This is a genomic window from Chamaesiphon sp. VAR_69_metabat_338 (genome assembly GCF_031423935.1).
Taxonomy (GTDB): Bacteria; Cyanobacteriota; Cyanobacteriia; order Cyanobacteriales; family Chamaesiphonaceae; genus Chamaesiphon.
Genome location: NZ_JANPGM010000589.1, coordinates 1 through 5,317, shown reverse-complemented (window position 1 = coordinate 5,317; position 5,317 = coordinate 1). Strand labels below are relative to the sequence as shown.

Sequence of the window (5,317 nt, the reverse complement as noted above, 5' to 3'; positions counted from 1 at the left end):
GGGCGAAGATCGACGCTGCGACCGCTGCGGGCAAGGCGAACGTCGAGCAGCTCCATGAGGCCAAGGACGCACACAAGGACTACGCGGAGGAACTGAAGGCGACAGGGGACGCGGCGAAGTCATGGGAGAAAATTTGAGTTGAGAAGATAAGCATCATGGGGACGACTTACCAACGGGTATTGCTCAAGTTGAGTGGGGAAGCCCTGATGGGCGATCTGGGTTATGGTATCGATCCGACGATCGTCCAAGCGATCGCTCAAGAAGTAGCCGAAGTCGTTGCTAGTGGTGTCCAAGTCGCAATCGTCGTGGGTGGCGGCAATATCTTTCGCGGTGTTAAAGCTTCAGCCAAAGGCATGGATCGCGCGACTGCTGACTATGTGGGGATGATTGCCACGGTGATGAATGCCATTACCCTCCAAGATGCGCTAGAACAAAAAGGAGTACCTACCAGGGTACAAACCGCTATTGCCATGCAAGAAGTTGCCGAACCCTATATCCGTCGCCGTGCGATCCGCCACCTTGAGAAAGGCCGGGTAGTGGTCTTTGGAGCGGGTTCTGGGAATCCGTTCTTTACCACCGATACTGCTGCTGCCCTGCGCGCTGCCGAGATCGATGCTAATGTGATTTTTAAGGCTACTAAAGTTGATGGTGTCTATGACTCCGATCCGCATGTCAATCCAGATGCCAAGCGATTTAAAAGTTTGACTTTTAAGCACGTTCTCGATCGAGACTTGCGGGTGATGGATACTACGGCAATTGCTATGTGTCGGGAAAATAATATTCCGATTATCGTGTTCAATCTATTTGAACGCGGCAATATTCAACGGGTGGTAGCGGGTGAAACAATCGGTACTTATGTAGGAGGTTCTTGTGAAATTTGCTGATGTCGAAGGTCATATGCAGAAGGCGGTTGAGTCAGTCAGTCGCTCGTTTAATACGATCCGGACTGGACGGGCGAGTACGAGTTTACTCGATCGCGTGACGATCGATTATTATGGTACGCCCACACCCTTAAAGTCGCTGGCAAATATCGGTACGCCCGATTCGACGACAATTACGATCCAACCATTCGATCGCGGTAGTATGAGTACGATCGAAAAGGCCATTTCACTTTCGGATATCGGTTTGACGCCCAATAACGATGGTTCGGTAATTCGCCTAAATATTCCACCGCTAACTGGCGAACGACGCAAAGAATTTGTCAAGCAAGCGGGTAAATACGCCGAAGAAGGTAAAATCTCCGTGCGAAATATCCGCCGCGATGCGATCGATTTTGTCAAAAAACAAGAGAAATCCAGCGAAATATCTGAAGATGAATCTAAGGATCTCCAAGATAAAATTCAGAAACTAACCGACAAGTATGGAGCTAAGATCGAGCAGGTCTTAGCTGAAAAAGAAAAGGATATTATGACAGTCTAACTATCAATACCCAATCGATATTATAAATTTAATGGTGGGCAGCGACGCGCGTTCGTCGGGTTTCCCGACGGTTGAGTGCGTCAAGACACTGCCCACCATTTTTACTCGGAAATATTAAAATCGTCCTGCAACCATAAACTAGCTCTACAAATCTTACCAGCGAAGGCGGGGTAAGTTTTACTAATTACTTTAATACCGCACATGCGATCGCTAGACTCGATCGTCGAACACAAACTACTGGTGTATGAAAATAAAAGTAATCGAAAACTTTGATGGTAGTTTCATTCTCGATCCTCAAGCTCAATCTACTTTATTCGATCTACTTGCAGGTGAAAAATTCCTTCAGCAAGTTGCCGAACAAGCTAATTGTCAAACAGTAGTATTTACCAAGATTTTATTTCAGCCTGTCCCATATAGCCCAAGCACGCCTAGAGGGATGCCAGCAGAGATCGAACCATATCACCACTCGCCAGACCATCTAATTATTAATGTGCCGCCAAACTTTATGTTTGCCGCCAAGATCTTTCAACCGAGCAGGCTGTGCGCAGTCTATCAAAAAACAACGAGCGCGACTAATCTTTAACATCAATTATCAATTATCAATTAAAAATTCATGTCATCGACTGCCGATCTGCCAAGTTTAGAAAGCTTGGAGTTTTTACCATATATTAATGACGTGGGAGAGTTACCCACACAGCTCCAAAATCAAATTGGTATTTACGCTATTTTCGATCGCTCCCAAAGCTTACAATTTGTCGGCTATTCGCGAGATATTTATCTCAGTCTCAAGCAGCATTTGGTCAGACAACCTGAGTGTTGCTATTGGCTAAAAGCCACCACGATCGATCGACCGAATCGCACATTTCTCGAAAGCGTGCAGTCGAGCTGGATTGCCGACAATGGTAGCGTACCGGCTGGCAACGACCGTGATAAATCGTTATGGCTCGATCCGATCTCCACTCGTCATGCCATGACAACCGCCGAAAGCGACAGCTTTAACGATCTCGATGGTGTAGCCCAAATCAAGCTGCTCAAGCAAGTCTCACGCCGCGTCGAGGATACTATCTTAGCTAAGCTTCAACAGCGTGGCGTTCAAGCCGAAATTCGCTTCAATCCCAAGCTCAAAGAGCAAGGCTTGCTAGATTTGAAATAAATAACCTAAGTTGCTACCCATAAACCCAGCGGTTAGAAACCGCCGCTCATAGTGCAAAGTCCTTAAATACAACATTTGGATGGATGTAAGCTGTAAATAAATCGACATCCGTTATAGTTCGATCGTGTGGCAGATGGCCATATTCTGGTAGAATTCGGATGGTTTCTACTTAGTGGCATCAATGGCTTCAACTCGCGCACGCATCGCACTTGACGCAATGGGTGGAGATGATGCACCCGCCGCCATCGTCGCGGGTGCGATCTTAGCCCAAACAGAATTAGCAGATGTAGACGTAATCTTGGTCGGCGATCCAGAGCAAATTCAGGCTTGTCTCGATCGACATCCCAATGCGCCTAAAATCGAGATCGTGCCCGCTGAAGGCACGATCGAAATGCATGAAGAACCGCTGGGTGCCCTGCGACGCAAGCCCAAGGCTTCGATCAATGTGTCGATGAAACTTGTCAAAGATGGCAAAGCCGATGCTGTAGTTTCTGCTGGGCATTCTGGTGCGGCCATGGCAGCGGCACTATTGAGATTGGGACGGTTGCGCGGGATCGACAGACCGGCGATTGCGGCTGTATTTCCGACCAATCGCGCCGATAAATCGGTATTAATTTTAGATGTAGGCGCAAATGTCGATTGTCGCCCTAAATACCTAGAACAATTTGCCGTGATGGGTTCGATCTATAGTCAGTACGTGCTCGGAGTCGAATCACCTAAGGTGGGGTTATTGAACATTGGCGAGGAAGAATCCAAGGGTAATACCGTCGCCCTCGAAGCACATGAGATCTTGCAACAAAACAAATACATCAATTTTGTCGGTAATGCCGAGGGACGTGATGTGCTCTCTGGTAATTTTGATACGATCGTTTGCGACGGGTTTGTAGGTAATATCTTGCTCAAGTTTGCCGAAGCAGTAGGCAATATCGTCGTGCAAATGCTCAAGGAAGAGTTACCGCGCGGCCTGAATGGCAAAATCGGTACGGCATTGCTCGCACCCAACCTCAAACGCCTCAAAAAGCGCATCGATGCTGCCGAACATGGGGGTGGTTTACTATTAGGAGTAGAAGGAGTTTGTATTATCAGTCACGGTAGTTCGGATGCTTTTTCGATCGCTAATGCCATCCGTTCTGCAAAAAGTGCCGTTGATAAAAATATCATCGCCCAAATCCAATCCTCAACTCGCGACACCACTCCCCAAAAAGAGCCGACTGTTGCTGGTGACTAATTGATATTTGTAGTGAGCTGAGGGAAAAGGTTAAAGGTTAAATGCTGAAGGTATTTTGAGATTGCCCTATTCCCTTTCCCCTATTCTCTTTCCCCTTTCCCCTTTTCCCTTTCCTATCCCCCACCCCCTATCTAAATGCCCTCAAACCACACATCAATGGGAGTCTCTTTTATTGGCTGCGGTGCGGCTGCGCCAGAGACAGTAGTGCTCAATGATGCATTAGCCCAAGTGGTAGATACCTCTGATGAGTGGATTTCTAGCCGGACGGGGATCCGCCAGCGTCATATTACCAACGATCGCGAGTCATTAGCTGACTTTGCGACTCAGGCAGCTCGTCAGGCACTAGAGATGGCTGGAGTGGCGGCAACAGATGTCGATGCGATCTTCCTGGCAACTTCTTCCTCTGAAGATTTATTTGGCAGTGCTTGTCAGATCCAAGCCCGATTGGGTGCCACCAAAGCTGTTGCTTTCGATTTGACAGCGGCATGTTCGGGCTTTGTATTTGGGGTGGTGACTGCGGCACAATTTTTGCGCACGGGTGCATATCAAAATATTCTAGTCATCGGTGCGGATCTTTTATCGCGGTGGGTAGATTGGCAAGATCGCAATACTTGCGTATTATTTGGCGATGGTGCGGGTGCTGTCCTGATGCAAGCGACTCAAGATTCCGATCGATTATTAGGATTTGAAATTAGAAGCGATGGCACTCAAAATGCTTGTCTGAATCTCGCTTTTAAACCCGAACTCAGCGAATTATTGCCAGGAATTATCCTCACCCAAGGTAAGTATCAATACATCACGATGAATGGCAAAGAAGTCTATCGGTTTGCCATCTATCGCGTGCCCGATGCGATCGATAAAGTTATCCATCAGGCTAACCTAACTAGTCAAGATATCGATTGGTTGATCCTACACCAAGCCAATCAACGGATTATGGATGCTGTCGCCGAACGCTTGCAGATTGCACCCGAAAAAGTAGTTAGTAATGTGGCCAAATATGGCAATACTTCAGCAGCTTCAATTCCGATCGCGCTCAATGAAGCCGTCAGATCTGGTAAAATCCAAGCTGGCGATACAATCGCAACTTCCGGTTTTGGTGCGGGTTTGAGTTGGGGAGCCGCCATTTTTAAGTGGGGTAATTGAATTTAGTGAATAGTGGATAGTGAATAGTTGATAGATTGTAGGGTGTGTTACCGCGACAGCGGCTTGCGCACGCCTTTGTTCCCCGACGGTTTAGCAAGACAAGACAGCGTAACGCACTGAAGAATAAATCTCTATATCTTAGAGGATGTTTGGAAAGTATGGTTTCGTACTCAAAAACCCTAGAGAATCCCCCCCAACCCCCCTTAAAAAGGGGGATTTAGGGGGATTCATAATCTAAGCTTGTCACAAATAAGACTTTCCAAACATCCTCTTAGTAAAGATCGCGACGATCGATAAAGTTATCCATCAGGCTAACCTAACTAGTCAAGATATCGATTGGTTGATCCTACACCAAGCCAATCAACGGATTATGG

General features: G+C 47.2%; 7 protein-coding genes. All 7 read left to right on the top strand.

Annotated features, from left to right (window positions below):
- Positions 1–155: 155 nt before the first annotated feature.
- Positions 156–884: a UMP kinase gene (gene pyrH, locus RMO84_RS16225; protein ID WP_310489476.1), complete on the top strand. Its 729-nt coding sequence runs from the start codon at positions 156–158 to the stop codon at positions 882–884.
- Positions 871–1,419, top strand: a complete 549-nt coding sequence (frr, locus tag RMO84_RS16220) for a ribosome recycling factor (protein WP_310489475.1) — start codon at positions 871–873, stop codon at positions 1,417–1,419. The genes pyrH and frr overlap by 14 nt, the downstream gene beginning before the upstream one ends.
- A gap of 244 nt (positions 1,420–1,663) precedes the next feature.
- Positions 1,664–2,002, top strand: a complete 339-nt coding sequence (locus RMO84_RS16215; protein WP_310489474.1) for a hypothetical protein — start codon at positions 1,664–1,666, stop codon at positions 2,000–2,002.
- 30 nt (positions 2,003–2,032) lie between these two features.
- Complete coding sequence (locus RMO84_RS16210; RefSeq protein ID WP_310489473.1) at positions 2,033–2,572, top strand: GIY-YIG nuclease family protein; 540 nt, start codon at positions 2,033–2,035, stop codon at positions 2,570–2,572.
- Positions 2,573–2,753: 181 nt separating this feature from the next.
- On the top strand, positions 2,754–3,800 hold the full coding sequence (gene plsX / locus RMO84_RS16205; RefSeq protein WP_310489472.1) for a phosphate acyltransferase PlsX: 1,047 nt from the start codon (positions 2,754–2,756) through the stop codon (positions 3,798–3,800).
- 156 nt (positions 3,801–3,956) lie between these two features.
- Positions 3,957–4,943 (top strand): beta-ketoacyl-ACP synthase III, encoded by a 987-nt coding sequence (locus RMO84_RS16200; RefSeq protein WP_396135880.1) that lies wholly within the window; start codon positions 3,957–3,959, stop codon positions 4,941–4,943.
- Between the two features lie 265 nt (positions 4,944–5,208).
- A partial coding sequence (locus RMO84_RS21400) for a 3-oxoacyl-[acyl-carrier-protein] synthase III C-terminal domain-containing protein (RefSeq protein ID WP_396135881.1) occupies positions 5,209–5,317 on the top strand: 109 nt, incomplete at its 3' end.

What these genes read in the sequence shown, in the direction of transcription:
- pyrH (WP_310489476.1), top strand. Translation starts at nt 156, where the DNA reads ATGGGGACGACTTACCAACGGGTATTGCTCAAGTTGAGTGGGGAAGCC.
- RMO84_RS16215 (WP_310489474.1), top strand. Translation starts at nt 1,664, where the DNA reads ATGAAAATAAAAGTAATCGAAAACTTTGATGGTAGTTTCATTCTCGAT.
- RMO84_RS16210 (WP_310489473.1), top strand. Translation starts at nt 2,033, where the DNA reads ATGTCATCGACTGCCGATCTGCCAAGTTTAGAAAGCTTGGAGTTTTTA.
- plsX (WP_310489472.1), top strand. Translation starts at nt 2,754, where the DNA reads ATGGCTTCAACTCGCGCACGCATCGCACTTGACGCAATGGGTGGAGAT.
- RMO84_RS16200 (WP_396135880.1), top strand. Translation starts at nt 3,957, where the DNA reads ATGGGAGTCTCTTTTATTGGCTGCGGTGCGGCTGCGCCAGAGACAGTA.